The sequence below is a fragment of the Phenylobacterium sp. genome (genome assembly GCF_035276905.1).
GTDB lineage: Bacteria > Pseudomonadota > Alphaproteobacteria > Caulobacterales > Caulobacteraceae > Phenylobacterium.
Map to the genome: position 1 here is coordinate 1 of NZ_DATELG010000311.1, position 2,403 is coordinate 2,403.

The window sequence follows — 2,403 nt, forward strand, 5'->3', positions numbered from 1 at the left end:
GCTAGCTGGCGTGGGAACCGTGGCGTGGCGTCGGCAATTTGGAGGGGCGTTATATCAACTGATCGGTAGCGGAGGCCGACAGGTCTCCCGACGCGGGGGCGTGGTCGCGCAAGGAGTAGAGTGGTGGGGATCAGGTCATCACGTACCGTCTCGGTTCCGACGCTTCCGCTTGGCAAGCAAATTCCCCAGATCGTGCACCAGACCTTCCGGACACGCCAGCTCAAGCCCGAGCTTGCGATCAACGTCGATGAAATGAAGCGCTGCAATACCGATTGGGACTATCGCTTCTACGACGATGCGGATCTGAAGGCCTACGTCCTGAAATATTATGGGCCTGACTTCGTCGCCTATTTCGACGCGATCAACGAGCAGTACGCGCCCGCGAAGGCGGATCTATTCCGATACCTTGTGATGTACCGCGAGGGCGGCCTTTATCTCGACATCAAGAGCCAGGCCACCCGGCCCTTGAACCAGGTGATCGAGCCGTCGGATCGATATCTGATCTCCCAGTGGCGGAACGGGCCGGACAGCCGCTATCCGACCTGGGGACTCCACTCCGAATTGCGAAACATTCCCGGCGGCGAGTACCAGCAATGGTTCATCCTCGCCGCGCCCGGACATCCGTTCCTCAAGGCGACGATCGAACAGGTCCTGCGCAATCTTCGGCGCTACAATCCCGTTCGCTACGGAGTCGGCAAGCAGGCGGTGCTGCGCACCACGGGGCCCATCGCCTACACCCTGGCGATCGCGCCGATCCGGCGCCAGCACCCCCACCGCATGGTCGACAGCATCGCCGACCTGGGATTCCGCTACAGCATCTACGCCGACGACGACCACCAGGCCGCGCTCGGCAATCACTACTCCAACCTGGACCAGGCCCTGATCGGGAAGCATCCCCTGACCCCGGTCGCCGTCTCGGTCCGCCGCACCGCCGAGATGGCGCGGCATTCGCTCTCCAGGGGCCGGCGGCTGCTGATGCGCCCAGCGTAGAGCGGCGCGGAAAAGCGGGGCGGCGCTCGCCGCCCCGCGCCGGGATTTCCGGCCGTCACCGCAGGTCGTAGCGGTCGGCGTTCATCACCTTGGTCCAGGCCGCCACGAAGTCCTTGACGAACCTCTCCTGCCCGTCGGTCGAGGCATAGACCTCAGCGAAGGCGCGCAGCTCGGCGTGCGAACCGAAGATCAGGTCGACCCGCGTGCCGGTCCACTTCGGTTGCTTGGTCTTGCGACCCCGCCCCTGGAACAGGTTCGGGTCGTCCGTCGGCTGCCACTCGGTGTTCATGTCGAGCAGGTTGACGAAGAAGTCGTTCGTCAGCTTGCCCGGCCGGTCGGTGAAGACGCCCGCCTTGGCGCCGCCGGCGTTGGCGCCGAGCACCCGCAGCCCGCCGACCAGCACGGTCATCTCCGGGCCGCTCAGCCGCAGGAGCTGGGCGCGGTCGACCAGGGCTTCCTCCGGCGCCATGAACTGCAGCCCGGCCTTCCGATAGTTGCGGAAGCCGTCGGAGATGGGCTCCAGCGGCGCGAACGAGGACGCGTCGGTCTGCTCCTGGGACGCGTCCATCCGCCCGGGCGCGAACGGCGCTTTGACGTCCACGCCGGCGTCCTTGGCCGCCTTTTCGATAGCGGCCGAACCCCCGAGCACGATCAGGTCCGCGAGCGACACCTTCTTGCCGCCGCCGGCAGAGGCGTTGAAGTCCTTCTGGATCGCTTCCAGCGCCTGCAGCACCTTGGCCAGCTCCGGCGGGTTGTTCACCTCCCAGTCCTTTTGCGGGGCCAGGCGGATGCGCGCGCCGTTGGCGCCGCCGCGCTTGTCCGAGCCGCGGAAGGTCGAGGCCGAGGCCCAGGCGGTCGAGACCAGTTGCGGGACCGTCAGGCCCGAGGCCAGGATCTTGGCCTTCAGCGCCTCGACGTCCTTGTCCTCGACCAGGGGGTGGTCCACCGCCGGGATCGGATCCTGCCAGATCAGCACTTCCTTCGGGACCAATGGGCCGAGGTAGCGCTGGATCGGGCCCATGTCGCGGTGCGTGAGCTTGAACCAGGCGCGGGCGAAGGCGTCGGCGAACTGGTCCGGGTGCTCCAGGAACCGCCGCGAGATCTTCTCGTACTCGGGGTCGTACCGCAGCGACAGGTCCGTGGTCAGCATGGTCGGGACCCGCTTCTTCGACGGATCGAACGGATCTGGGATCGTCGCCTCGACGCCCTTGGCCTGATACTGCTGAGCGCCGGCGGGGCTCTTGGTCAGCTCCCACTCGTACTTGAACAGGTTCTTGAAGAAAAAGTTGCTCCACTTCGTGGGCGTCTGCGACCAGGTGACTTCCGGACCGCCGGTGATGGCATCGGCGCCGCTCCCGCTGCCGTGTTTGCTCTTCCAACCGAGGCCCTGATCCTCAATCGCACCACCCTCCG

2 protein-coding genes are annotated in these 2,403 nt (G+C 66.1%); one reads left to right on the top strand and one right to left on the bottom strand.

Features of this window, described 5'->3' with window-relative positions:
* The first annotated feature begins 192 nt into the window (after positions 1-192).
* A complete protein-coding gene (locus VJS38_RS14685) occupies positions 193-990 on the top strand; it encodes a glycosyltransferase family 32 protein (RefSeq protein WP_324088896.1) in 798 nt (265 codons plus the stop codon).
* A gap of 55 nt (positions 991-1,045) precedes the next feature.
* On the opposite strand, the gene VJS38_RS14690 is transcribed toward VJS38_RS14685, so the two are convergent.
* Positions 1,046-2,403: peroxidase family protein (locus VJS38_RS14690; RefSeq protein WP_324088897.1), on the bottom strand; the 1,358-nt coding region annotated here is incomplete at its 5' end.